The organism is Streptomyces sp. NPDC050439 (assembly GCF_040655335.1).
Taxonomy (GTDB): Bacteria; Actinomycetota; Actinomycetes; order Streptomycetales; family Streptomycetaceae; genus Streptomyces.
Genome location: NZ_JBFAJT010000002.1, coordinates 491,302 through 513,635, shown reverse-complemented (window position 1 = coordinate 513,635; position 22,334 = coordinate 491,302). Strand labels below are relative to the sequence as shown.

Here is a 22,334-nt window from a genome sequence, read left to right as displayed (position 1 = left end):
GGGCACTGGGCACTGGGCGGCGGAAGGGAGACGGGCGTGGAGGAGCAGGAGCGGCGGCCCCGGCGGGGGCAGGGTGAGCTGGAGGCGCAGGTCCTGTCGGCCCTGCGCGAGGCGGAGGGCCCCGCGACCGCGGGCTGGGTGCAGGAGCGGCTCGGCGGCGACCTCGCGTACACGACCGTCGTGACGATCCTGAGCCGCCTCCTCGACAAGGGCGCGGTGACGCGCGAGCGCGCCGGACGCTCCTTCGCGTGGACGCCGTCGGCTGACGAGGCGGGCCTCGCGGCACGCAAGATGCGCAAGGTGCTCGACGGCGAGCGCGACCGGGAGGCGGTCCTCGCCAGCTTCCTCACCGCCCTGCCGCCGGGCGACGAGCAGGTGCTGCGTGAGCTCCTGCGGCAGGCCGAGGCGGAGAAGGACGTCTGAACCGTCATGGGGATGTTCGTCCTTCTGCCGCTCGTGCTGCCGCTGACGGCCTGGCCGGTCGCCCGGCTCGCCGAGCAGCGGCTGCACCCGCGGACGGCGACCCGGCTGCTCACGACGGTCGCCGCGGTCATGGCGCTCTGCAGCACGCTGTGCCTGGGCCTCCTGATGGTCGTCGGCACGGCGCAACTGCCCGGCAACCCGCTGCCCGACGGCTGGTCGGACCCCGAGGTGCGCGCGGCCGTCCCGTACGACGAGGTCGCCGGGCGCCTTGCCATCCCGGGGCTGCTCGCCGTTGCCCTGGCGTGCGGCAGGGGCCTGTGGCGCCACCGCCAGGTACGCCGCCGCGCCCATCGCGCGCTCGCCGGGCTGCCCGGCACGTCCGTCGCCGTGCTGCCCGACACCGTGCCCTACGCCTACGCGCTGCCCGGCGGCGCCCGTGACCGGGTCGTGGTGACCACCGCGCTGCTCGACTGCCTCGCCCCCGCCGAGCGCCGCGCCCTGTTCGCCCATGAGCGCGCCCACCTCGCGACCCGGCACCACCGCTACCTCCTCGCCGTGCAGCTGGCCGCGCGCGCCAATCCGTTCCTGCGCCCGCTGCGTACCGCCGTCTCCTACACGACCGAGCGCTGGGCCGACGAGGACGCCGCCCACGCCGTCGGCGACCGCAGGGCCGTGGCCCGCGCGATCGGCAAGGCCGCTCTCCACTCCCGGGGCGCCCCGGCGCCGACCCTGGCCGGACTCGCGGCTCCGGGGCCCGTGCCGCGCCGGGTCGCGGCCCTCCTGGGCCCGGCTCCCTCGGCGCGCAGCTGGCCGTCGCTGTTCACCGCGGTGGGGCTCGCGGCGTGGGCGGCCGCCGCGGGGGCGGCGGTCTCCGCCATGTCGTCGGCGAACTCCGCCGTGACGATGGTCATGATCCTGCACGCGGCCACACCGCTTTAAGGGCGCCGGGGTCGTCAAGGGCACAGGTCCCGGCCGACTCGCTTTGCCGTTCCTTTACAGTGGGTGTAGAAGCACCACCGCTTCCACGCCACCGCCCTCGTACGACGCGTCGTACGAGTACGAGAAGGAGCCACGGACCCGCAATGGGTGAGCCTCCCAGTACGAACCGTGCCACGTCCCGCCCGCTGTCCGAGCGCGAGGGAACGGGGGTGGCACGGTGACCGAGATCCTGCTCCTGCTGCTCGCCCTGCTCCTCACGCTCGCCTGCGCGCTGTTCGTGGCGGCCGAGTTCTCCCTGACCACCGTCGAGCGCAGTGACCTGGAGCGCGCCGCCGAGGCCCGCGAGCGGGGCGCCGAAAGCGCCCTGAAGGCGGTACGGCGCCTCACCCTTCAGCTGTCCGGCGCCCAGCTCGGCATCACCGTCACCTCGCTGGTCATCGGCATGCTCGCCGAACCGTCGCTCGCGGCGCTGCTGCGCGGCCCGCTGGAGGCAGCGGGTCTCGGGGGCGCCGCTCCCACCACGGCCACGCTGCTCGGTGTGGCGCTCTCCACCGTGATCCTGATGGTCGTCGGCGAACTGGTGCCGAAGAACTGGGCGATCTCCCGGCCGCTGGCCGTGGCCAAGGTGGTCGCGGCACCCCAGCGCGGCTTCACCACCGCCTTCGGACCGTTCATCCGGCACCTGAACAACACCGCGAACCACGTCGTACGCCGCTTCGGCCTGGAACCCGCCGAGGAGCTGGCCTCCGCACGCACCCCCGAGGAGCTGGTCGCCCTCGCCCGGCGGTCGGCCGCCGAGGGCGCCCTGGAGGCGGACTCCGCCGAGCTGTTCGTGCGCACGCTGCACCTGAGCGAGCTGACCGCGGAGAACGTGATGACCCCGCGCGTCGACGTACGGGCCCTTGAGGCGCACGCCACGGCCGCCGACGCGGCGAACCTGACGCACGCCACGGGCCTGTCCCGCTTCCCCGTCTTCCGCGACAGCCTGGACGAGGTCATCGGCACCGTCCACATCCGCGACGTGCTCGCTTTGGCCCCCGACAAGCGCCGGCTCACCCCGGTCACCGACCTGGCCGCCGAGCCCCTGCTCGTGCCCGACAGCCTGCCCGCCGACCGGCTGCTCGAACGGATGCGGGAGACCCGCACGATGGCCGTGGTCATCGACGAGTACGGCGGCACGGCCGGTGTGGCGACGGTGGAGGACATCGTCGAGGAGGTCGTGGGCGAGGTCCGCGACGAGCACGACCCCGTCGAGGTCCCCGATCTGCTGCCCGCCCAGGCGGCCCCGGACGGCCGCACCGTGTGGGAGGCCGACGGGAGCGTCCGCATCGACCAGCTCGCCGCGATAGGACTCACCGCGCCCGAGGGGCCGTACGAGACCGTGGCCGGACTGATCGCCACCCGGCTCTCCCGCATCCCGGCCCAGGGGGACGCCGTCGACCTGGACGGCTGGCAGCTCTCCGTCCTGGCGGTCGAGCACCACCGCGCCGACCGGATCCGCATCACCGAACCCGCACTTCAGGTGGCCCGCCAGGCCGTGGAGGAAGCCCGATGACCACCCTCCAGCTCGCCATCGGCGCCCTGACCCTGCTCACCAACGCCTTCTTCGTCGGCGCCGAGTTCGCCCTGATCTCCGTGCGCCGCAGCCAGATCGAACCCCGCGCCCAGGCGGGCGACAAGCGCGCCCGCATCACGCTGTGGGGCCTGCAGCACATCTCCGCGATGATGGCCACCGCCCAACTCGGCATCACCGTCTCCTCCTTGGTGCTCGGCGCGGTCGCCGAGCCCGCCATCGCGCACCTCCTGGAGCCCGCCTTCGAGGCGGTCCACATCCCGCACGCCCTGGTGCACCCGATCGCGTTCGTCATCGCCCTGACGGTGGCGACGTATCTGCACATGCTGATCGGCGAGATGATCCCCAAGAACATCGCGCTCGCCGCGCCCGCCAGGACCGCCCTGCTGCTCGGCCCGCCGCTGGTGGCGCTCACCCGCGCCCTCCGGCCGGTCGTCTTCGGCATCAACGCCTTCGCCAACACCCTCCTCAAGCTGCTCAAGGTCGAACCGAAGGACGAGGTCGAGTCCGTCTACACCGACGACCAGCTCGCCCGCATGGTCATCGACTCCAGCGAGGCGGGTCTCCTCTCGGCGGCCGACGGCGAGCGGCTGCGCGACGCCTTGGAGCTGGGCACCCGGCCGGTCGGCGAGATCCTCGTGCCGGCCGCCAAGATGCGCACCGTCGACCACACGGTCACCCCGGCGCGCCTGGAGCGGGTGGCCGCGGACGCGGGCTTCTCCCGCTTCCCGGTGACCGGACCCGAGGGCACCCTGCTCGGCTACCTCCACATCAAGGACACCCTCGGCATCGCCGAGCGCGACCGGCCCTTCCCGCGCGCCGCGTTGCACGTGGTCACGCGGGTGCACATCGACACCCCGCTCGACGACACGCTCACCGCGCTGCGGGCCGCGGACAGTCATCTGGCGGCGGTCACCGGCGAGAGCGGCACGGTGCTCGGCTTCGTCACCATGGAGGACGTGCTGTCCGAGCTGGTCGGGCCCTCACCGGCGGCGCTCAGCTGATTCACAGGTGGCGCGACTGTACGTGCGGGGGCTCCGGTGGCTAGGGTGCCCGTGATGTTCTACACAGGTGTAGCACCCGCATTGGACGTAAGACGCGAGACCGCGGGCCCGGGTTCCCCCGGGAGGTCCCGTGAGTGAGCCTGTCCGCTCGATGCACGGGACCGGGGCATTGCGCACGCCGCTGCCCGCCGCGCGCAATGCCCCTCCGAAGGCTCCGGCACCCCCCACGGTGGTGCCGAAGCCTCCGGTCAAACGCCGGGACTCGTTCTTCGACAACGCCAAGTACCTGGCGATCGTGCTGGTCGCGATGGGCCACGCCTGGGAGCCGCTGCGCGGCGACAGCCGGGCGGCCGCCGCGCTCTACATCACCGTCTACACCTTCCACATGCCGGCGTTCATCGTCATCTCCGGCTTCTTCTCGCGGAGTTTCGACGCGAGTCCCGGCCGCCTCAAGCGCCTGGTGACGGGCATCGCGGTGCCGTACGTCATCTTCGAGGTGGCCTACACCTTCTTCAAGCGCTGGGCGGGCGACGACCCGACGTACCCGATCAGCCTGCTCGACCCCTGGTATCTCACCTGGTTCCTGGTCGCGCTCTTCGTCTGGCGCCTCACCACCCCGCTGTGGAAAGTGGTCCGCTGGCCCCTGCCCATAGCGCTGGCCATCGCCGTGCTCGCCTCGGTCTCGCCGGACATCGGCGACGACCTGGACCTCTAACGCGTCCTGCAGTTCCTGCCGTTCTTCGTCCTCGGCCTGTGCCTGAAGCCCGAGCACTTCCAGATCGTGCGCCGCCGGGAGGCCCGCATCCTGGCGCTCCCGGTCTTCGCCATGGCCCTGCTCTTCGCGTACTGGGCGGCGCCGCGCATGAACGCCGCCTGGTTCTACCGCCGGGACAGCGCGCAGGAACTGGCGGCGCCCGGCTGGTCGGGTGCCGTGATGACGCTCGGGATGTTCGGCTGTTCGGTGATCCTCGTCGCGTGCTTCTTCGCCTGGGTGCCGGGCCGCAGGCTGTGGTTCACCGCGCTCGGCGCGGGCACCCTCTACGGCTATCTGCTGCACGGCTTCGTCGCCAAGGGCTCCCGCTTCTGGGACTGGTACGAACTGGACTGGCTGCACACCCCGCTGGGCGAGATCACGGTCACCCTCTGCGCGGCGGCCCTCATCACCGTGCTGTGCACACCGCCGGTGCAGCGCCTCTTCAAGTTCGCGATGGAGCCCGAGATGGAGTGGGCGTTCAAGAAGGACGCGAAGGCGACGGGCCGCGGCAGGGGCGCGCACCGGAGGCGCTGACCCTGGGCAGCGGCACCCAACGGCGGTATGCCAGGTGGTGACCCGTACACCACGAGAGGGTGGGCCAGACATGTGGACCGCTGGATTCTGGAAGGCCACCGCGGAGCGTGCGCTCCGTACCTTCGCGCAGTCGCTCGCCGCCGTGCTGGTCGCCGGGGCGACCACCCTCCTGGACGTCGACTGGAAGGCGGCGCTCGCCACCGCGGGGATGGCGACGCTGCTCGCCGTGCTCACGGCGGTCGGTGCCGCCAACGTCGGGGCCCGCGGCCCCGGCATCACGGAGACGCCGACCGCCCGCCAGGGACGGGCCGCGACCTAGGGGCCTAGGTGGAGGCCAGACGTCCGGCCTCCACCGAAAGCCGCTCTCCCTGAAACCGCTCCCGCAGCCTGCGGTCGTGCGACACGACGACCAGCGTGCCGCGGTATCCCGCCAGCGCCTCGTCGAGTTCCTCGACCAGGGCGGGGGAGAGGTGGTTCGTCGGCTCGTCGAGCAGCAGGAGGTCGGCGGGGCGCGTCACCAGGCGGGCGAGCGCCAGGCGGCGGCGCTGGCCCACGGAGAGCCCCTTCACCGGCACGGCCAGGTCCTCCTCGCGGAACAGGCCCAGGGACAGGAGCGTCTGCGTGTGGTCCTCGGGGAGTCCGCCGAGACCCGCCGCGAAGGCGTCGAGCAGCGGTTTCGCCGTGTCCTCGTCGCCGAGGTACTCGACCTCCTGCGGCAAGTAGCCCACCCGGGCGGGGAGTTGGACCTCCCCGCGATCCGGGGCGAGCGCACCCGCGAGGACCGCGAGCAGCGTCGACTTGCCCGCGCCGTTCACCCCGGTCACCAGCGTGCGCGAGCCCGGATCGAGGGTCAGGCGCTCGACGGCGAGGCGCTCGCCCACCGCGACGTCCGTCAGCGCGACCGGGCGTACGAAGGGGTGATCGCCGCCCGCCAGGCCATCGGCGGCCGTGAAGTGCAGGGGGTCGGGCGGGCGTGGCACCGGATCGGCGCGCAGTCTGCGCAGCCGCTCGCGCGCGTTGCGCACGATCCCGGAGAGCTGGCCCTCCACCGACCGGTTGTTGCTCGCGAAGCGAGGGCTCTCGCTCATCCGCCAGCCGACCGCGAGCCGCTTGGAACCGCCCTCGGCGAGCTTCTCCTGGCGCGCGACCTCCTCGCTCCACTCGCGGTGGCGCTCCTCCCAGCGGCGCCGGGCCGTGGCGCGCTGCTCCAGATAGCCGTGCCAGCCGCCGCCGAAACGGGCCACGGACCTGCGGTCGCCGTCGACCTCGACGATCACCTCGGCGACCCGGTCGAGGAAGACACGGTCGTGGGTGACGGCCACGACCGTGCCCCGGTGGGCCCGCAGCCGCTCCTCCAGCCAGCCCAGCGCCTGGTCGTCCAGGTGGTTCGTCGGCTCGTCCAGGAGGAGCAGCTCGGGCTGCGGTGCCAGGACGCAGGCGAGCGCTAGGCGCGTGGCCTCGCCGCCGGACAGCGAACCCAGGGTGCGCGAACGCTCCAGGTGCGGTACGCCGAGACCGTGCAGCGCCGCGTCCAGGCGTGCGTCGGCGCGGTAGCCCTCACGTGCCTCGAAGGCGGCGATGAGGTCTCCGTAGGCGGCCAGTTCGGCCTCGCCGGCCGAGCCGAGTGTCTCCTCCGCCTCCCGGATCCGCCGCTCCAGGTCCCGCAGCTCGGCGAGCGCGTCGTCCACCGCGTCCTGCACGGTGGCGTGCGGCGGAAGGCGCAGGGTCTGCGCGAGATAGCCGGTGCCGCCGTCCGAGACGACGGCCACCTCGCCGTCGGCGGGCGCGAACTCGCCCGCCATCAGGCGCAGCAGCGTCGACTTGCCCGAGCCGTTCTCACCGATGACGCACGCCTTCTCGCCGGGCCGCACCGACAGGGAGACCCGGTCGAGCACGGGACGCTCCGGATAGCCGTACGACACATCGCGCAGGACCAGTTGGCTCACCGTGCACATCCCCCTAGCTTCGGAGCCGCGGCCGCGGCTTCGGCCTCAGACGGGCTGACCGAACAGCTCCCGCAGCACGTCCTCCATCGTGACCATGCCGGCCAGCCTGCCGTCCGAGCCGAGCACCGCCGCCACATGTGTGCGGCTGCCGCGCATCGCGGTCAGCACGTCGTCCAGCGGCGTGGTCTCCCTGACCTGCGCGATCTTCCGCATGTCCGGCACGCGGAACGGCAGATCGCGCGGCATCCGGTCGAGCGCGTCCTTGACGTGCAGATAGCCGACGATACGACGGCCGTCGTCCACGACGGGGAAGCGCGAGAAACCGGACTCCGCCGAGAGCCGCTCCAGCTCCTCGGGCGTCACGCCCACACGGGCGTAGACCACGCTCTCCAGCGGGAGCACCACGTCTCTGACGGGGCGGCGGCCCAGCTCCAGGGCGTCGTGCAGCCGCTCCTGGGCGCGGTCGTCGAGCAGCCCCGCCTCGCCGGAGTCCCTGACCATCCGGGCGAGTTCGTCGTCCGAGAAGGACGCGCTCACCTCGTCCTTGGCCTCGACCCTGAGCAGTTTCAGCAGGCCGTTGGCGAAGGCGTTGATCGCGAAGATGACCGGGCGCAGCGCCCGGGCGATCGCGACCAGCGGCGGGCCGAGCAGCAGAGCGGTGCGCACGGGCTCGGCCAGCGAGATGTTCTTGGGGATCATCTCGCCGAGCAGCATGTGCAGATACGTGGCCAGCGCCAGGGCGATGACGAAGGAGAGCGGGTGGACCAGGCCGTGCGGCACCCCGACGCCGTCGAACAGCGGCTCCAGGATGTGCGCGATCGCGGGTTCGGCGACGATGCCGAGCACCAGCGTGCACAGCGTGATGCCGAGCTGCGCGGCGGCGAGCAGCGCGGAGACGTGCCGCAGGCCCCACAGCACGCTCTTGGCGCGCCGGTCGCCGTCCTCGGCGTACGGCTCGATCTGGCTGCGGCGCACGGAGATGAGGGCGAACTCGGCGCCCACGAAGAAGGCGTTGACGACGAGGGTCGCCAGGCCGATCAACAACTGGACGGCGGTCATCGCTCCTCCTCCTGGTGGTCGTCGTGCAAGGGCGCGTGCAGCAGGACGCGGGCCGCGCGGCGGCCGCGCGCGTCCACCACGTCGAGCCGCCAGCCGCCCACCTCGAGGGTGTCGCCCTCGGCGGGGATGCGGCCGAGTTCGGTGGCGACGAGTCCGGCGAGCGTCTCGTACGGACCGTCCGGTGTGCGCAGGCCGACGCGGGCCAGCTGGTCGGTGCGGGCCGCGCCGTCGGCGGAGTACCGCGTCCGGCCGTCGTCGTCCTTGCCGTCGGCCGCGATGTCGGGCGTCTCGTGCGGGTCGTGCTCGTCCCGCACCTCGCCGACGACCTCCTCGACGATGTCCTCCAGGGTCGCGACGCCGGCCGTGCCGCCGTACTCGTCGATGACCACGGCCATCGTGCGCTTGCCGGAGAGCCGGTCGAGCAGGCGGTCGACGGTCAGCGTCTCCGGTACGAGCAGGGGCTCGCGCATCAGCTCAGCGACGGGGAAACGGGCCCGGCGCTCGGCCGGTACGGCCAGGACGTCCTTGATGTGCGCGACGCCGACGACCGAGTCGAGGTTGCCGCGGTAGACGGGGAAGCGGGACAGGCCCGTCGCCCGGGTGGCGTTCGCGACGTCCTCGCAGGTGGCCATCACGTCGAGGGCCATGACCTGGACGCGCGGCGTCATCACGTTCTGCGCGGAGAGGTCGGCGAGGTTCAGGGTGCGGACGAACAGCTCGGCGGTGTCCGGCTCAAGCGAGCCCTCCTTGGCGGAGTGCCGGGCGAGCGCCACCAGCTCCTTGGGGCTGCGCGCGGAGGCCAGCTCCTCGGTGGGCTCGATGCCGAAGCGGCGTACGGAGCGGTTCGCGGTGTTGTTCAGGTGCGCGATGAAGGGGCGGAAGACGGCGCTGAACAGGCGCTGGGGGGTCGCCACCCGTTTGGCGACGGCCAGTGGTGAGGAGATCGCCCAGTTCTTGGGGACCAGCTCGCCGACGACCATCAGGAAGACCGTCGACAGGGCCGTGCCGATGACCAGGGCGATCGACGAGGCCGCCGACGTGGGGATGCCCATGGCACGGAGCGGGCCCGAGATCAGCTTGGCGATGGAGGACTCGGAGAGCATGCCGACGACCAGATTGGTGACGGTGATGCCCAGCTGGGCCCCGGAGAGCTGGAAGGTGAGGTTCTTGACGGCCTTGAGGGCGCCCGCGGCGCCGCGCTCACCGCGTTCGGCGGCTCGCTCCAGCTCGCTGCGCTCGACCGTCGTGAGGGAGAACTCGGCCGCGACGAAGACGCCACAGGCCAGCGAGAGCAGCACCGCCACCAGGAGCAGGAGCACTTCGGTCATCGGGTCACCTCCGTCCCATGATCGGGCAGGGACCGGGGGAATGCGCGATGTCGGGTACTGGGAGGCTCGCCCATGGGCGGACGCTCACACCTTTCGTAGACGTTCGAGTGGTCCGTCCATATTAAAGGATCAGCAAAGCCCACTCCTGCGGTCGCGTACGGGTACCCACGGCTCGGTCCCTCAGTCCAGGAGGTGCTTCACCCAGCGGCTCCACTGCGGCTGGGGCGCGTAGCCCGCGGCGTGCCACGCGTGGTGGGCCTGTTCGTTGCGGTCGAGGACCATGGCGTCGCCGCGGCGCCCGCCGAGGTCCACGAAACGCTCCTCCGCCGCGGCGAGCAGCACCGAGCCGATGCCCTGACGGCGGTGGTCCGGGTGCACGGCGAGGCGGTAGAGGTGACAGCGCCAGCCGTCGAAACCGGCTATCACGGTGCCCACGAGGAGGCCGTCGCGTTCCGCGAGCAGCAGGGCATCGGGGTCGCGGGCGACCAGGCGCGCCACTCCGTCGTGGTCGTCGCTGACGCTCGTGCCCTTCGCGGCCTCGCGCCAGAACCGCAGTACGTCGTCGATGTCCGAAGGAGTCGCGCTGCGGATGTGGAGATCACTCATGGGGGAGATGTAAGCAGTGCGGCCGCCCGGCGGGCGAGTGGTTTCCGGCGCCCGCTGCTGCCCTCCGGCTCGTGGCGGAAACCTGCGGTGGAAACTTTTTCTAGAAAATGTCTCTAGAAAGTGCGCGGGTTGGTCCAGAATCTCGTTCATGGTCAATCGTGAGTCCGAGCCGGTGCGTCAGCCCGTGCCCGGTAACCCCTACGCCCGGCCGGCGCCCCCGGCGCGCACCACGCGAAAGCTCCGCTTCGCCCTCGGCGCCGGTGCGTTCGCCCTGGTCCTGATCGGCGTGGGCGTCTACACCGTCACGCAAGCGGACGGGGACGGGAAGGGGAGCGGTTCGCGTGAGCCCGTCGCCGGGCAGACACCGCAATCGCCGGACGGCGGGCCGGAGTCGGCGGCCCCGGACGGAGATTCCGACGCGAAGGACGACGGGTCGGCGGCCGTGATCGACGTCAACGCGGGGCGCAAGGCCGGCGAGGCCAAGGCATGGGTCGCCATGAACGACATCGAGCTGCCGGGCAAGGGCGCACAGCTCTTCGACCTCTGGCACGTTCCCGGGATCGTGGCCCAGGCCGAGTACGACGAGGTCGCCGGCTACCGGACCAAGGACGGTTCGAAGGCATGGTCGGTGCCGCTGCCCGGCACGGTGTGCGACACGCCGGTGAACCCCACACCGGACGGCAAGGTCGTGGTGGCGTACACGAAGAAGAAGTCCGAGCAGAACGCGTCGTGCGACCAGCTGCGGATGATCGACCTGAAGACCGGCGAGAAGGGCTGGCACAAGGAACTCGTCGACCACGGCTTCTGGGACGACACCAGCGCGACGCACGTCTCGATCACGGGCAGTGCCGTCCTGGTCGACCAGAGCGCCACCATGCGCGCCTACCGCATCGGCGACGGCAAGCGGATGTACACCACCGAGCGGGAACGCGAGGGCGGTTGCTCGCTCGACGGCGTCGCGGGCGGCTCGCGGCTGCTCCAGGTGGAGTCCTGCCGGCCGGGCAGCCCCGGCACGCACGGCAGGCTCAAGAAGCTCGACCCCCGTACCGGTGACGTCGAGTGGAGCTACCGGACGAAGAAGGGCTGGAGCATCCAGAAGGTCTACTCCGTCGACCCCGTCGTGGTCGCCGTCAGGAACCGTGACGAGATGGATCAGTGGGCCGTGGCCGCCGTCGACGACAAGGGTGATCAGCGCTCCTGGATCAGTTTCGGCAAGGGCCCGCAGAAGTTCGAGATGTGCGCGGGGGCCGGGGACTCCGGCGAGGGCGTGCAGAACTGTCCGGGGGCCGCCGCCGACGCGGACACGTTCTACCTGGCGGGCGAGCCCAAGGACGGCGTCCTCGGACCGAACAAGATCGTCGCCTATGACCTCCGTACCGGGAAGTCCAAGTGGTCCGGATCGGTCGACGGGCGGCAGATCCTGCCCGTCGTGGCCGGAGGCGACCGGCCCGGGTTGATCGCGTACGCGCGGGCGCAGGACGGCAAGAACGGGCAGACCGTACGGTTCGGCCTCGGTGGCGGCAAGCCCGACGTGCTGCTGCGGCACACCTCGTCGGCGCAGAGCACGGAGGCCGCGATGTTCGCCGGCAACGTCCTGTACGCCGACAAGCGGTTCTTCGTGACCCCCACGCGCCTGGACGGCAAGAGCCACGGCGGCAACGGCGAGGAAGGCAACGCCCGCATGCTCTCCTTCGCCCGGTGAGGCCCCCGGCCGAGCAGGCCGAGCAGCGCGCACCCCTACCCTCACCAGCAGTGGAGCCACGATGACGCAGCCGCCCCCCGAACAGCCCCCGCAGCAGCCGCAGGGCCCGCTGCCTCCGCAGGGCGCGTTCGGTCCGCCCCCGCAAGGCGCCTTCGGTCCGCCCCCGCAGGGGCAGCCCCCGGGCTTTGGCCCGCCCCTCACCCCGCCGCCCAGTGGCTTCGGCCCGCACCAGGTCTACCAGCCGACACCGGCGCCCTCACCGGGCTCGGGGGGCAGAGGACCCGGGCGGCGTACCGCGATCGTCGTCTCCGTGGTCGCCGCGATCGCCCTGATCGTCGGCGGCGGCGTCTGGTACGCCACCTCGGCGGGCGACGGCTCGAAGGAGAAGCCCGCTGCCAAGCCGGGCGGCGACGGTGCGGCGGCCGCCTACGAGAAGCCCGAGGAGAAGGCGCCCGCGGAGCCCAAGGCGTTCTTCAAGACCAAGGCCCTGCAGCCCAAGCTGCCCAAGGGGCAGTCCACTTGGAAGGCCCAGGGCTCCTGGCTCACCGACAAGGTGTACGCGAAGTCCTCGGTCGAGGCGATCGTCGGTGTCGACGCCACGTCGGGGAAGGGGCTGTGGCGCCTGCCGAAACCCGGGGAGTCGTGCGCGGGCTCACCGGACGTCGGCAAGGGCAACATCGCCGTCGTCGTCACGGGGGCGAAAGTGAAGGACGACCGGGGCTTCAAGGACGCGTGCACCGAGGTGACCGCCTTCAACGTGGACACCGGCGAGAAGCTCTGGACCAAGTCGATCACCGTCGGCTACGAGAAGAAGAAGACCGTCTTCAACCAGGTCACCATCAGCGGTGACACGGCGGCGGTCGGCGGTCTGTACGGCGGCGCGGCGTTCGACCTGCGCAGTGGCGAGGTCCTGTGGAAGCCGCAGCAGGGGGACACCTGCCGTGACGTGGGGTACGGGGGCGGCGAGCGGCTCGTGGCGGTCCGCTCCTGCGGTGACTACGGATCGGAGCGGTTCCAGGTCCAGGTCATCGACCCGGCCACGGGCAAGTCGAAGTGGACCCACAAGCTGCCGGCGGGGGTTCGCAGCCCCAGCCTGGTCTCCAGCAAGCCGGTGGTCCTGGCCCTGGACTCCGGAGAGATCAGCGCGTCCGGCGCCACGGATGTCTTCGCCATCGAGGAGAAGGGCAAGCGGCACACGCGGATCGCCCTGCCGGACGGCAAGTACATGCACGCATGCGGCACCGTCTCCATCGTCCAGGACTGCCGGGGCATCGTGGCGGGCAACGGCAAGCTCTACGTCGCCACCGAGAAGCGCGAGGGGGCGGAGGAGTTCTCGTCGGTGAACGACGTCGTGGTCTTCTCCCTGGCCACCGGCAAGACCACGGGGGAGAAGGTGGAGGGGGGCGACAGCTCCCCCGTCTTCCCCATCCGCATGGACGGCGGGAACGTGCTCGTCTACAAGAGCGGCCCCTACGCGCAGGTGGTCTCCCTCGACGGCAGGAACCTGAAGAAGGAGACGGTGCTCATCGACCTCGGCACCCGGCCGACCGCGCTGCCGCCCCTGATCTCCGAACTGCGCTACCACCGCAACAAGCTGTTCCTCAGCTCCGATCTGCTCGGCCAGTACTCCGGGGACAAGAAGACGATCATGATGTTCGGCTTCGCGGCCAAGTAGGCACGGCGGCGGCGGACCCTCACTCGTGCGCGATGGCCGCGAGCACGTTCATGCGCGAGGCGCGCAGCGCGGGCAGCAGGGCCGCCGCCAGGCCGACGATCACCGAGCCGATCAGCACCGCGATCACCGTCGTCCAGGGGATCGCGAACGCCGTCATGCCCTGCAGCGCGAGCACCTGCTGGGCAGCGACGCCCCACACCAGGCCGAGCGCGAGCCCCAGCAGCGCGCCGAACACGGCGATGACCACCGACTCCAGGCGGATCATCCGGCGCAGTTGCCGCCGGGCGAGTCCGATGGCGCGCAGCAGACCGATCTCGCGGGTGCGCTCGACGACGGACAGGGCAAGGGTGTTGACCACGCCGAGGACCGCGATGATGATCGCCAGGCCGAGGAGCGCATAGACGAGATAGAGCATCACGGCGATCTGCTCGCGGATCAGTTCCTTGTAGTCGGCCTGGTCGCGGACCTGCACCTGCGGATACGGGTCCAGCGTCTTCTCGAGCCGGTCGCGCAAGGTGTCGGCATCCGTGCCCGCTGCCGCGTTCACGTACAGCGCGGAGTCCTGGCCGCCCGGCACGAACTCCTCGACGGTCTCCATGCCGAAGTAGATCCCGCCCTCGACGCCGAAGCCCTCGGCCCCCGGCTGGTCGGTGAGCGCGCCCACCGTCAGTTCCGTCTTGCGCCCGCCGGGGAACTGTACGGGCAGCTCGGAGCCCATGCGGATCTTGTGGTCGCGCGCGAAGTCCCGCTGCATGGCGATGTTTCCGGGCGCGAGCGCCCGCGTGGTGTCGCCGTCCACGTAGGTGACGCGGGCGACGTCGTCGAGCCGCGGATCGTAGCCCGCCGCGGTGGTCTCCACGCTCTTGCCGTCCGGCATGGACACCTTCACGGGCGTGAACCGCTGCCGCACGACGAGCCCGGTGCCCTCGGTGTCCCGCACCTTCTCGGTGATCTCCTGCGAGAAGGGCATGAAGTTGCTGTTCTGCACGACGAAGTCGGCGCCCAGCGTCTTGTCGATCTGCTCGTCGAACGACTTGGTCATCGACGCGCTCGCCACGGACATGCCGCTCACCAGGGCGAGGCCCACCATCAGCGCGGCGGCGGTGGCCCCCGTACGGCGTGGGTTGCGCAGCGCGTTGCGCTGGCTCATGCGGCCGACCGAGCCGAACAGGGCGGGGAAGGCGCCGCCGAGCACCCGGATCACCGGGCGGACGAGGAGCGGTCCCGCGATGACGGTGGCGACCAGGGTCAGGACGAGGCCGAGACCGAGCAGGGACGCCGCCGACGCGGTCTCCTGCGCGGTGGCGCAGCCCACCAGGGCGGCGGCGCCCGCCGCCCCGACGAGCGCGCCGACCGCCGCACGGACCTTCAACGGCCGTCCCACGCCCGCGATCTCCGCGTCGGCGAGCGCGGCCATCGGCGACACCTGCGCCGCGCGCCGCGCAGGGAGATACGCCGCGACGAACGTGACGCCGACCCCGACGACGTACGAGGCGACGGGAGTCGCCCACCCGATGACCATCTCGGTGGACTTCAGGTTCATCCCGAACAGGCCCATCAGCTCGATGAGCCCGGCCGCGAGTCCGATCCCCGCCGCGAGACCGATCGTGGAGCCGACCGCGCCGAGCAGGACCGCCTCGGTGAGCACGGAGCGGCGGACCTGCCTGCGGTCGGCGCCGAGGGCGCGCAGCAGGCCGAGTTCGCGGGTGCGCTGCGCGATCAGCATCGAGAAGGTGTTGACGATCAGGAAGATGCCGACCAGGACGGCGATCCCGGCGAAGCCGAGCATCACGTACTTGATGACGTCCAGGAAGCCGCCGAGTTCGGCCGCCGCCGAGTCGGCCTGTTCGTCCGCGGTCTTCAGGTCGTAGCCCGATCCCAGCTCGGCGGCGATGCGACGCTTCAGCGTGGGATCGCTCACGCCGGGGGAGGCGTCCACGGAGATGCCCGTCGCGGCGTCCTTGTCGCCGAGGAGCTCACGCTGGGCGGTCGCCGTGTCCAGGTAGACCAGCGCGGCGCCGGGGTTGGTGGTGGTGAAGGTGACGATGCCGACGACCTTCACCTTGAACGAGCCGGGCGCGGCGAGCACCGTGAGGGTGTCGCCGATCCGCACGTCCTTCTTGTCGGCGGTGTCCTTGTCGAGCAGCGCCTGGTCCTTGCCGCGAGGGGCGTGCCCCGAGGTCAGATCCACCGGACTGCGGTCGTTGGGCTCCCAGTTGGTGGCGATGGTGGGCGCGCCCGTGGTGGAGCCGACCGGGTCGTTCTCGCTGTCGACGACCGTGATGTTCTCGACGGCGGCGTCGACACGGGTCCGTGCGACCCCGTCGATCCGGGCGATGCGGTCGGCCAGCTCGACGGGGATCGTCGGTGTCCGGCCCGACGGCACGGCCTCGTCGAGGTCTTCCTTCGGCTCGACGGTCACGTCGGCGGACGTCGAGGCGAAGAGCCGGTCGAAGGTGCGGGCCACCGTGTCCGAGAAGATGAGGCTGCCCGCGACGAACGCCACCGAGAGGATCACGGCGAGCGCGGAGAGCAGCAGACGGCCCTTGTGCGCGAGGAAGCTCCTGAGCGTCGCCTTCAGCATGTCCCCGACGCCTCAGTCCTGGTCCGGCTTGCTGTCGACGTCGACGCCCTGACCGCCCTCGGCCCCGGGCGGGCTCTCCTGCGGCAGCGCGTGGATCACGTCGAACCGTTTGAGGCGTTCGAGGACCGACTCGGCCGACGGGCGCGGCATCTCGTCGACGATGCGGCCGTCCGCGAGGAAGAGCACCAGGTCGGCGTGGGCCGCGGCGCCGGGATCGTGGGTCACCATCACGACCGTCTGGTCCAGCTTGTCGACGGCCTCGCGCAGGAAGCCGAGCACTTCGAGGCCCGCGCGCGAGTCGAGGTTGCCGGTCGGTTCGTCCGCGAAGATCAGCTCGGGGCGCGAGGCGAGCGCCCGTGCGCAGGCCACGCGCTGCTGCTGGCCGCCGGAGAGCTGGGCGGGCCGGTGCTTGAGGCGGTCGCGCAGGCCCAGCGTCTCGATGACGTGGTCGAGCCACTCGCGGTCGGGGCGCTGGCCCGCGATGTCCATGGGCAGCGTGATGTTCTCGGCGGCGTTCAGGGTGGGGATGAGGTTGAAGGACTGGAACATGAATCCGATGCGGTCCCGGCGCAGTTGGGTCAGCTCGCGTTCCCTGAGCCCGGTGATCTCGGTGTCGCCGAGCCACACCTGTCCCGCGGAGACCGTGTCGAGCCCGGCGAGCAGATGCATGAGCGTGGATTTGCCCGAGCCGGACGGGCCCATGACCGCCGTGAAGCGGCCGCGTGCGATGTCCACGTCGACCGAGTCGAGGGCGAGCACCGTGGTCTCGCCGGAGCCGTACGCCTTGGTCAGGCCGCGTGCCCGCGCGGCGACCCCGGCGGGCTCCGCGAGGCCCGTTGCCGATGCCGAAGCAGGTGTGGACAAGGCCGCCTCCTGGGTCGTGGCCGCTCCAACTCCCGTAATCCTGCCGAGAGTAGAGGGTCGGGGCGGGCGCCGGTATCCCTCCAAGGTCGTGAACCGGAGACGTATGTAAGGGGCACGGGGAGCCGGTCCACGAGTGCGCCTCTGCGCCCTTTCGCGCTCTCCTGCGCCCTCTTGCCGGTGCTAGCACCCCGGCGCTAGCTTGAAGGCATGGCGAAGACCCAGCTGAACGTGCGGGTGGACGAAGGCACCGCCCGGGCCGCGCGCGAGCGAGCGCTGGCCCGCGGGATGAGCGTGAACCGCTACATCGAGGAACTGGTCAAACAGGACGCCGGCGAGGTCGGCCACACCTTTGTCGAGGCCGCCGCCGACTTCATGAAGCAGTACGAATCCGTGTTCGCCGAAGAGTTCGGTGCCGAGCGCGAGGGTCGTCGTTAGCCCTTGAACCTCAGAATCGATCTTGCCTGGCTGTTGATGATCGCCGAACACAAGACGCCCGGAGACCCGCAGGTCACCGACTGGGGTGCCCTGGTGGCCGCCGTCAGCCGGCACGAGGCGGAGATCTTCGGCGTGCCCGTCTACGAAAGCCCGCACGACCGCGCCGCCGCCCTGCTCCAGGTGCTCCTGCACATCCCCGCCCTTGAACGCTCCAACGCCCTCTTCGCCTCGTCCGTCGCCTACGCCTATCTGGTCGCCAGCGGCATGAAGGTCGTCACCTCGCCCGAGCAGGTGCGCGAACTGGCCCGCCTGGTGAAGGAGGACGGGGCGGGCGTGGGTGCCATCGCGGACGAACTGCGCAAGTGGAGTCTGTAGCGGCCGAGCCCGCACGAGCCGACCGGATGGTGAGGTACGCACCAACGATCACGCGGCGGGGATAGGTTCGGCGCAAAGGAGCCGCACACCAGGAGGACGCCCATGCCCGCTGCCATCCAGCCGATGATCATCACTCCGGACATCGACCGCCTGGTGCGCTTCTATCAGGAGCTGCTCGGCGCCAAAGAGGTGTCGAGGACTCCGGAGGAGGGGCCCGCGTTCTTCGTGGACCTGCGCATCGGCGACTCGGAGCTCGGCGTCGTCTCGGACACGAGCGTGCCGCTCGACACGCCGCAGCGCATCCTGCTGAGCGTGGCGGTGGAAGCCGTGGACGACCTCCTCGCGAGGGTGGAGTCCCTGGGCGGCGAGACGCTCGGACCGGCCAACGACATGCCGTGGGGGCAGCGGGTCGCCCACATCAAGGACCCGGACGGCAACGCGGTCAACCTCACGCAGGTGATCTGACGTCCGCCGGGTGCGCCGGCCTCCGCCACCGGGGTCAGTCGGTCTCGGGCCGTCGGGCCGTGCCGAGCACGCAGTAGGAGGACGGCAGCCGCGGGCCCTTCGGGGGCACCAGCAGACTCCGGTACGGGCCGATCTCGAAGCCCGCCGTGCGCAGCGCGCCCAGGGTGTCCCGCGCGACGTGACAGCCGCCGAAGAGCAGCGGCCAGACCGTGCGGTCCAGGGCGCGCTGCGTGGCCGCCATCGCCGCGCCCGGAGCCACGCCGTGCTCGAAGAACCGCAGCTCGCCGCCCGGCCGAAGGACGCGCCGCAGCTCGCCGAGGGCTCGGGGTACCTCACGCACGCTGCACAGCACCAGCGAGGCCACGGCGCCGTCGAAGGCCTCGCTCTTGACGGGCAGCGCCTCGGCGGCGCCGGGCACGACGTCCACCGGCACGCCGGCCCGCACGGCCGCGTCCACGGCCAACTGGCGCAGGGTGCGCTCCGGTTCGATGGCCACGACCTCGGAGACCGCCGCCGGATAGTGCGCGAAGTTCAGCCCGTTCCCCGCGCCGACCTCGATCACGCGGCCGGAGAGCCCGGCGAGCAGCTCCTTGCGGTACTGGGCGATGATGCGCTCGGCGGCCACGCTCTGACGGGCGTAGAAGCGGGCGAAGACAGGATGGTGCACCGCGTCCCGGGACGCGGACCTGGCGGAGCGAGGCGACATGAACCCTCCTCGGCGGGACGACCGGACACCGCAATGGTGCCCCGGCGGCGTCCCCTTTCCCCCCGGCCGAAGCCCGCGAGTCCCGGCAGGTACCCGAACGGAAGCCGCCGGAGTCTCAGGCGGTGCGCGGTGCCTCACGTGCCGTGAACGCCTCGCTGCTCCATGTCCCTCCGAGCTCAGGGCCGAGCCAAGTCCCGGCACCGGTACGGAAGTCGTCGGGCGCGAGCCTTGCCGCGCCCTCCGGCAGGGCGCCGAGCAGGGGGGCGCCCGCGCACCGGGGAAGGTCCGCGACGTTGCAGCGGGACGCGAGGTCCGGTGCCGCGGGCCAGCTGCCGATCAGCACACCCAGCGGGGCGAGTTCGCGCGCCCGCAGGGCCTCGGCGGTGAGTTCCGTCGTGTTCAACGTGCCGAGGCCGGCCGTCGCGACCACCAGGACCGGAGCCGACAGGAGGCGCGCGGCGTCGGCGAGGGTGGCACCCTCGTCGTCGTAGTGCACAAGCAGGCCGCCCGCGCCCTCGATCAGGACCAGATCGTGGTCGGCCGCCAGCTTCTCCGCCGCCGCGGCCACCTCGTACGGACGGACCTGCGCCATGCCGGCCCGCCGCGCGGCGGTGTTCGGCGCCAACGGCTCGGGGAAGCGGGCGAGTTCGAGGGTGGTGATCGCCTCGCCCGCGAGGCGCGTCACCTCCTCCGCGTCGCCCGGCTCGCCGGGCGCCACCCCCGTCTGTGCGGGCTTGAGCACCGCGACGCTGCGCCCCGCGGCGAGCGCGACGGCGGACACCGCCGCCGTCGTCACCGTCTTGCCGATCTCGGTGCCGGTCCCGGACACCACGATCACCGTCATCTCAGCCCTCCTTCGCCGCCGCGCACACCGCGCGGCCGATTCGTGCCACGTCGTCGTCGCCCGTGATGAACGGCGGCATCGTGTAGATGAGGTCGCGGAACGGCCGCACCCACACCCCTTCGCGTGTCGCGGCGCGGGTGGCCGCCGCCATGTCCACGCCGTGGTCCAGCTGTACGACGCCGATCGCGCCGAGCACGCGCACGTCCCGTACGCCCGGCAGCTCCGCCGCCTCGGCCAGCGAGCCGCGCAGGCCCGCCTCGATGCGTTTGACCTCGGTCTGCCAGTCCTGCCCGAGCAGCAGGTCGATGGAGGCCAGGGCCACCGAGGCGGCGAGCGGATTGCCCATGAACGTCGGGCCATGGGCGAGGACCGGAACCTCGCCCTGCGAGATGCCGTCCGCGACCCGCGAGGTGCACAGCGTCGCCGCCAGCGTCAGATAACCGCCGGTCAGCGCCTTGCCCAGACACATCACGTCGGGTGTGACGCCCACGTGGTCCGCGGCGAACAGCGCGCCCGTGCGGCCGAACCCCGTGGCGATCTCGTCGAACACGAGCAGCACGTCGTGCTCGTCGCAGGCCTCCCGCAACACCCGCAGATAGGCGGGGGAGTGGAACCGCATGCCGCCCGCGCCCTGCACCACCGGCTCCACGATCACACCGGCCAACTCGTCGGCGTGGCGCGCGATCGTCTCGCGCAGATGGTCGGCGTAGGCGTCGTCGTACGACTCGAAGCCCGCCGGCGGCATGTCCGCGAACAGTTGCTGGGGCAGCGCCCCCTGCCAGAGCTCGTGCATGCCGCCCTTGGGGTCGCACACCGACATGGGCTGCCAGGTGTCCCCGTGGTAGCCGCCGCGCCAGGTCAGCATCCGCCGCTTGGCGGGGCGGCCCAGCGAGCGCCAGTGCTGGAGGCACATCTTGACCGCGACCTCGACCGACACCGACCCGGAGTCCGAGAGGAAGACATGCTCGAGGCCCTCCGGAGATATGTCGACAAGGCGCTTCGCCAGGCTGACGGCGGGCTCATGGGTGAGGCCGCCGAACATGACATGGCTCATCCGGTCCAGCTGGCCGCGCACCGCGTCGTTGAGCACGGGGTGGTTGTAGCCGTGGATCGCCGACCACCAGGAGGACATGCCGTCGATCAACTCGCCGCCGTCGCCCGCGAGTCGAAGCCGCACACCGCTCGCCGCCTCGACCACCAGGGGCTCCTGACGGCCGGGCATGGGGCCGTACGGGTGCCACACATGGCGGCGGTCGAGATCGAGCAGTTCGGGAACGGAGAGGTCAGGCATTGGGCGCCAGATCCGTTCCCGCACCCCGGCGGCGTACCGCGACCAGGTCCGTGCGCGCCTCGGAGGGCTCCTCCTCGGAGACCCCGGCCGCTGCCGACGCCGGTACCGACTCGGCCTCCGGCTGCGAAGAACCGCATGGCCCGCAGCCGCCCCCGGCCTCGCCGTGCGACCCGCAACCCGCAGCCGCGAGGGCGTCCGCGCGGTGCTCCGGCAGGGTGACCGTGTCGGTGCCCTCGACCTCGAAACCGGCGTCCGCGATCATGTCCAGGTCGGTCTTGCCGGCCTGGCCCTCGCTGGTCAGGTAGTCGCCCAGGAAGATCGAGTTGGCGAGGTGCAGCGCCAGGGGCTGCATCGAGCGCAGGTGCACCTCGCGGCCGCCCGCGATGCGGACCTCCACGTCGGGGCAGACGAAACGGACCATGGCGAGGATGCGCAGGCAGCGCTGCGGGGTGAGGTTCCACTCCTTGGCCAGCGGGGTGCCCTCGAAGGGGATCAGGAAGTTGACCGGCACCGAGTCGGGGTCGAGGTCGCGCAGCGCGTAGACCACGTCCACCAGGTCCTCGTCCGTCTCGCCCATGCCCGCGATCAGACCCGAACACGCGGAGAGGCCCGCGGCCTGCGCCTGCTGCACGGTGTCCACGCGGTCGGCGTAGGTGTGGGTCGTGGTGATCTCGCCGTACGTGCTCTCGGACGTATTGAGGTTGTGGTTGTACGCGTCGGCGCCCGCCGTGCGCAGTTTGTCCGCCTGGCCCGCCGAGAGCAGGCCGAGGCACGCGCACACCTCGACGCCGTCGTTCTGCTCCTTGATGGCCTCGATGGTCTGCGAGACCCGGTCGACGTCACGGTCGGTCGGACCGCGCCCGCTGGCGACCAGGCAGACCCGCTTGGCGCCGCCCGCCACTCCGGCGGCCGCGGCCTGCGAGGCCTCGTCGGGCTTGAGCCAGGTGTACTTGAGGATGCCCGCCGTCGAGCCCAGACGCTGCGAACAGTACGAGCAGTCCTCCGGACAGAGGCCGGACTTGAGATTGACCAGATAGTTGAGTTTCACCCGGCGCCCGAACCACTGCCGCCGTACCTTCCCGGCGGCGGCCACCACGTCGAGAAGCTCGTCGTCGGACGTGGCCAGCACGGCCAGCGCCTCTTCACGGGTCGGCAGCTCGCGCCGAAGCCCCTTGTCCACCAGCGTGTTCAGCAGATCCATGGCGCTGATCCTTACGCACGGGGGCC

General features: G+C 71.6%; 20 protein-coding genes and 1 pseudogene. 11 read left to right on the top strand and 10 right to left on the bottom strand.

Features of this window, described 5'->3' with window-relative positions; genetic code table 11:
* The first annotated feature begins 36 nt into the window (after window positions 1-36).
* The 6 genes and pseudogenes from AB0I66_RS09475 to AB0I66_RS09450 all read left to right on the top strand — a co-directional run bounded on the left by AB0I66_RS09475 (window position 37) and on the right by AB0I66_RS09450 (window position 5,546).
* Window positions 37-423, top strand: coding sequence for a BlaI/MecI/CopY family transcriptional regulator (locus AB0I66_RS09475; RefSeq protein ID WP_363207178.1), 387 nt, complete (start codon window positions 37-39; stop codon window positions 421-423).
* A gap of 6 nt (window positions 424-429) precedes the next feature.
* Window positions 430-1,362, top strand: a complete 933-nt coding sequence (locus AB0I66_RS09470; protein WP_363207177.1) for a M56 family metallopeptidase — start codon at window positions 430-432, stop codon at window positions 1,360-1,362.
* Between the two features lie 217 nt (window positions 1,363-1,579).
* Entirely contained in the window at window positions 1,580-2,917 is a 1,338-nt protein-coding gene (locus AB0I66_RS09465) for a hemolysin family protein (RefSeq protein ID WP_363207176.1), read from the top strand.
* The gene (locus tag AB0I66_RS09460) at window positions 2,914-3,939 is read left to right on the top strand and encodes a hemolysin family protein (RefSeq protein WP_363207175.1); all 1,026 of its coding nucleotides are present in this window, start codon (window positions 2,914-2,916) and stop codon (window positions 3,937-3,939) included. The genes AB0I66_RS09465 and AB0I66_RS09460 overlap by 4 nt, the downstream gene beginning before the upstream one ends.
* A 151-nt stretch (window positions 3,940-4,090) precedes the next feature.
* Window positions 4,091-5,227 (top strand): annotated as a pseudogene (locus AB0I66_RS09455) (acyltransferase family protein).
* A gap of 70 nt (window positions 5,228-5,297) precedes the next feature.
* A complete protein-coding gene (locus AB0I66_RS09450; protein ID WP_363207174.1) occupies window positions 5,298-5,546 on the top strand; it encodes a holin in 249 nt (82 codons plus the stop codon).
* A 4-nt stretch (window positions 5,547-5,550) separates the two neighbouring features.
* On the opposite strand, the gene AB0I66_RS09445 is transcribed toward AB0I66_RS09450, so the two are convergent.
* The 4 genes from AB0I66_RS09445 to AB0I66_RS09430 all read right to left on the bottom strand — a co-directional run bounded on the left by AB0I66_RS09445 (window position 5,551) and on the right by AB0I66_RS09430 (window position 10,166).
* Entirely contained in the window at window positions 5,551-7,182 is a 1,632-nt protein-coding gene (locus AB0I66_RS09445; protein ID WP_363207173.1) for an ABC-F family ATP-binding cassette domain-containing protein, read from the bottom strand.
* A 36-nt stretch (window positions 7,183-7,218) separates the two neighbouring features.
* On the bottom strand, window positions 7,219-8,232 hold the full coding sequence (locus tag AB0I66_RS09440; RefSeq protein ID WP_363207172.1) for a hemolysin family protein: 1,014 nt from the start codon (window positions 8,230-8,232) through the stop codon (window positions 7,219-7,221).
* Window positions 8,229-9,560: a hemolysin family protein gene (locus tag AB0I66_RS09435; RefSeq protein WP_363207171.1), complete on the bottom strand. Its 1,332-nt coding sequence runs from the start codon at window positions 9,558-9,560 to the stop codon at window positions 8,229-8,231. The genes AB0I66_RS09440 and AB0I66_RS09435 overlap by 4 nt, the downstream gene beginning before the upstream one ends.
* Before the next feature lie 180 nt (window positions 9,561-9,740).
* Window positions 9,741-10,166, bottom strand: a complete 426-nt coding sequence (locus tag AB0I66_RS09430) for a GNAT family N-acetyltransferase (protein WP_363207170.1) — start codon at window positions 10,164-10,166, stop codon at window positions 9,741-9,743.
* Between the two features lie 148 nt (window positions 10,167-10,314).
* Here AB0I66_RS09430 and AB0I66_RS09425 point away from each other — a divergent pair, with 148 nt between their 5' ends.
* Window positions 10,315-11,868: a PQQ-binding-like beta-propeller repeat protein gene (locus AB0I66_RS09425; protein WP_363207169.1), complete on the top strand. Its 1,554-nt coding sequence runs from the start codon at window positions 10,315-10,317 to the stop codon at window positions 11,866-11,868.
* Between the two features lie 61 nt (window positions 11,869-11,929).
* On the top strand, window positions 11,930-13,543 hold the full coding sequence (locus tag AB0I66_RS09420; RefSeq protein ID WP_363207168.1) for a PQQ-binding-like beta-propeller repeat protein: 1,614 nt from the start codon (window positions 11,930-11,932) through the stop codon (window positions 13,541-13,543).
* Between the two features lie 19 nt (window positions 13,544-13,562).
* Here the strand turns inward: AB0I66_RS09420 and AB0I66_RS09415 are convergent, their stop codons facing one another.
* Window positions 13,563-16,127 (bottom strand): FtsX-like permease family protein, encoded by a 2,565-nt coding sequence (locus AB0I66_RS09415; protein WP_363207167.1) that lies wholly within the window; start codon window positions 16,125-16,127, stop codon window positions 13,563-13,565.
* 12 nt (window positions 16,128-16,139) lie between these two features.
* Entirely contained in the window at window positions 16,140-16,991 is an 852-nt protein-coding gene (locus tag AB0I66_RS09410; RefSeq protein WP_363207166.1) for an ABC transporter ATP-binding protein, read from the bottom strand.
* A gap of 207 nt (window positions 16,992-17,198) precedes the next feature.
* Here AB0I66_RS09410 and AB0I66_RS09405 point away from each other — a divergent pair, with 207 nt between their 5' ends.
* The 3 genes from AB0I66_RS09405 (at window position 17,199) to AB0I66_RS09395 (ending at window position 18,266) form a co-directional block, all read left to right on the top strand.
* Window positions 17,199-17,426 (top strand): antitoxin, encoded by a 228-nt coding sequence (locus tag AB0I66_RS09405; RefSeq protein WP_344526843.1) that lies wholly within the window; start codon window positions 17,199-17,201, stop codon window positions 17,424-17,426.
* 3 nt (window positions 17,427-17,429) lie between these two features.
* Window positions 17,430-17,801, top strand: coding sequence for a fic family toxin-antitoxin system, toxin component (locus AB0I66_RS09400; RefSeq protein ID WP_363207165.1), 372 nt, complete (start codon window positions 17,430-17,432; stop codon window positions 17,799-17,801).
* A 102-nt stretch (window positions 17,802-17,903) separates the two neighbouring features.
* Window positions 17,904-18,266, top strand: coding sequence for a VOC family protein (locus tag AB0I66_RS09395; RefSeq protein WP_363207164.1), 363 nt, complete (start codon window positions 17,904-17,906; stop codon window positions 18,264-18,266).
* 34 nt (window positions 18,267-18,300) lie between these two features.
* Here AB0I66_RS09395 and AB0I66_RS09390 read toward each other — a convergent pair whose 3' ends face one another.
* The 4 genes from AB0I66_RS09390 to bioB all read right to left on the bottom strand — a co-directional run bounded on the left by AB0I66_RS09390 (window position 18,301) and on the right by bioB (window position 22,308).
* Complete coding sequence (locus AB0I66_RS09390) at window positions 18,301-18,972, bottom strand: class I SAM-dependent methyltransferase (RefSeq protein WP_363207163.1); 672 nt, start codon at window positions 18,970-18,972, stop codon at window positions 18,301-18,303.
* Between the two features lie 115 nt (window positions 18,973-19,087).
* The gene (bioD, locus tag AB0I66_RS09385) at window positions 19,088-19,816 is read right to left on the bottom strand and encodes a dethiobiotin synthase (RefSeq protein ID WP_363207162.1); all 729 of its coding nucleotides are present in this window, start codon (window positions 19,814-19,816) and stop codon (window positions 19,088-19,090) included.
* Window position 19,817: 1 nt separating this feature from the next.
* Window positions 19,818-21,107: an adenosylmethionine--8-amino-7-oxononanoate transaminase gene (locus AB0I66_RS09380; RefSeq protein ID WP_363207161.1), complete on the bottom strand. Its 1,290-nt coding sequence runs from the start codon at window positions 21,105-21,107 to the stop codon at window positions 19,818-19,820.
* Window positions 21,100-22,308: a biotin synthase BioB gene (gene bioB, locus AB0I66_RS09375; RefSeq protein ID WP_363207160.1), complete on the bottom strand. Its 1,209-nt coding sequence runs from the start codon at window positions 22,306-22,308 to the stop codon at window positions 21,100-21,102. Before bioB ends, AB0I66_RS09380 begins: the two co-directional genes overlap by 8 nt.
* Window positions 22,309-22,334 lie beyond the last annotated feature (26 nt).

Excerpts from the sequence above, each read along its gene's own strand:
- AB0I66_RS09470 (WP_363207177.1), top strand. The coding sequence starts at position 430 with ATGGGGATGTTCGTCCTTCTGCCGCTCGTGCTGCCGCTGACGGCCTGG.
- AB0I66_RS09460 (WP_363207175.1), top strand. The coding sequence starts at position 2,914 with ATGACCACCCTCCAGCTCGCCATCGGCGCCCTGACCCTGCTCACCAAC.
- AB0I66_RS09450 (WP_363207174.1), top strand. The coding sequence starts at position 5,298 with ATGTGGACCGCTGGATTCTGGAAGGCCACCGCGGAGCGTGCGCTCCGT.
- AB0I66_RS09445 (WP_363207173.1), bottom strand. The coding sequence starts at position 7,182 with ATGTGCACGGTGAGCCAACTGGTCCTGCGCGATGTGTCGTACGGCTAT.
- AB0I66_RS09440 (WP_363207172.1), bottom strand. The coding sequence starts at position 8,232 with ATGACCGCCGTCCAGTTGTTGATCGGCCTGGCGACCCTCGTCGTCAAC.
- AB0I66_RS09435 (WP_363207171.1), bottom strand. The coding sequence starts at position 9,560 with ATGACCGAAGTGCTCCTGCTCCTGGTGGCGGTGCTGCTCTCGCTGGCC.
- AB0I66_RS09430 (WP_363207170.1), bottom strand. The coding sequence starts at position 10,166 with ATGAGTGATCTCCACATCCGCAGCGCGACTCCTTCGGACATCGACGAC.
- AB0I66_RS09425 (WP_363207169.1), top strand. The coding sequence starts at position 10,315 with ATGGTCAATCGTGAGTCCGAGCCGGTGCGTCAGCCCGTGCCCGGTAAC.
- AB0I66_RS09420 (WP_363207168.1), top strand. The coding sequence starts at position 11,930 with ATGACGCAGCCGCCCCCCGAACAGCCCCCGCAGCAGCCGCAGGGCCCG.
- AB0I66_RS09415 (WP_363207167.1), bottom strand. The coding sequence starts at position 16,127 with ATGCTGAAGGCGACGCTCAGGAGCTTCCTCGCGCACAAGGGCCGTCTG.
- AB0I66_RS09405 (WP_344526843.1), top strand. The coding sequence starts at position 17,199 with ATGGCGAAGACCCAGCTGAACGTGCGGGTGGACGAAGGCACCGCCCGG.
- AB0I66_RS09395 (WP_363207164.1), top strand. The coding sequence starts at position 17,904 with ATGCCCGCTGCCATCCAGCCGATGATCATCACTCCGGACATCGACCGC.
- AB0I66_RS09390 (WP_363207163.1), bottom strand. The coding sequence starts at position 18,972 with ATGTCGCCTCGCTCCGCCAGGTCCGCGTCCCGGGACGCGGTGCACCAT.
- bioD (WP_363207162.1), bottom strand. The coding sequence starts at position 19,816 with ATGACGGTGATCGTGGTGTCCGGGACCGGCACCGAGATCGGCAAGACG.
- AB0I66_RS09380 (WP_363207161.1), bottom strand. The coding sequence starts at position 21,107 with ATGCCTGACCTCTCCGTTCCCGAACTGCTCGATCTCGACCGCCGCCAT.
- bioB (WP_363207160.1), bottom strand. The coding sequence starts at position 22,308 with ATGGATCTGCTGAACACGCTGGTGGACAAGGGGCTTCGGCGCGAGCTG.